This window comes from Azotobacter armeniacus (assembly GCF_054779355.1).
On the sequence record NZ_BAAGYK010000166.1, the window covers coordinates 1,250 to 2,861 of the forward strand.

Sequence of the window (1,612 nt, forward strand, 5' to 3'; positions counted from 1 at the left end):
CGGTGCTCGGCACCATGTAGTCCGGCAGCAGCCGGCCCAGCCGCTCGCGCAGCATCCCGCTGTCGAGGGCCTGGCCCGCCGGCGCCGACACATAGCCCACCAGCAACGCCCCGCCCGGCCCTTCCTTGGCCACCACCAGCGCCTCGCGCACTTCCGGCTGGGCCAGCAACTGCGCCTCGACTTCGCCCAGTTCGATGCGCAGGCCGCGGATCTTCACCTGATGGTCGAGACGCCCCAAGTACTCCAGTTGTCCCTCGCCGTTCCAGCGCACGAGGTCGCCCGTGCGGTACAGCCGGCCGCCCTCCGGGTCGAACGGGTCGGCCACGAAGCGCTCGGCGGTCAAGCCGGGCCGGTTCAGGTAGCCGCGCCCCAGGCCGATGCCGCCCAGGTACAGCTCGCCCGCCACCCCCGGCGGCACGGCATTCAGCGCCGCGTCGAGCACCTGGGTGCGGATGCCGCTGATCGGCCTGCCGATCGGCACCTGAGTCTGCCCGTCGTCGCGGCAGGTCCACTGGGTCACATGGATGGTCGTCTCGGTCGGGCCGTAGAGGTTCTGCAGGCTCACCCCTGCCAGCCGCGTCAACGCCTCGTGCTGGGTCGCCGCCGGCATCGCCTCGCCGCCGCAGATGACGTGCTTGAGGCGCGTCTGGCTCTCGATGCCCTCGTGCGCCAGGAAGGCCTGCAGCATCGAGGGCACGAAATTGAGCGTAGTGATCTGGTGACGCCGGATCAGCGCCACGATCCGCTCCGGATCGCGCTGGTCGCCCGGCTGGGCCACCACCAGGCGCACTCCGACCGTCAGCGGCCAGAAGATTTCCCACACCAAGACGTCGAAGCCGAACGGCGCCTTGTGCAGCACTGCGTCGGCCTCCGTCAGCTGGTAGGTCTCCTGCATCCAGGCCATGCAGCTGTGCAGCGAGCCGTGCCGGTTGGCCGCGCCCTTGGGCTGGCCGGTGGAGCCCGAGGTGTAGATCACGTAGGCGAGGTTGTCGCCGTGCGGCTCGATCGGCGGGTCCTGCTCGGGCTCGCCGTCGAGATCGAGGCTGTCCAACGCCAGTACGACCAGCGCCCGGCCGCCGGCGATCCGCTCCACGAGGTGGCTTTGCGTCAGCAGCAGCCCGATGCCGCTGTCCTCGACCATGTAGGCCAGCCGCTCGGCCGGATAGTCCGGATCGAGCGGCACGTAGGCCCCGCCCGCCTTGAGGATGCCCAGCAGGCCCACCACCATCTCGACGGAGCGCTCCAGCGCGATGCCCACCTTCGTCTCCGGCGCGACGCCCAGCTCGATCAGCCGGTGCGCCAGGCGGTTGGCCCGGCGGTTCAGCTCTGCGTAGCTCAGTTCTTCGTCACCGAAGACCAGCGCCGTGGCCTGCGGCCGCTCCTGCGCCTGCCGCTCGAACAGCCGGTGCACCGGCTCGGCATCCGGGTAGCGCTGCGGGTTCTCGCCCCACTGGCGGAGCTGGGCCTGCTCGGCTTCGCTCAGCAGCTCCACGTCGCCCAGCGCCAGCTCCGGCCGCTCGGCCAGTGCGCGCAACACGGTCAGGTAATGCCCCGCCAGGCGCTCGATGGTCTGCGCCTCGAACAGCTCCATGGCATAGCCGAAGCTCGCCCG

The 1,612-nt window shown here is 70.8% G+C and carries 1 protein-coding gene; it reads right to left on the reverse strand.

Annotated elements, in window-relative coordinates:
- On the reverse strand, nt 1-1,612 hold a 1,612-nt coding region (locus tag ACYVD0_RS22785), incomplete at both ends, for an amino acid adenylation domain-containing protein (protein ID WP_460428916.1).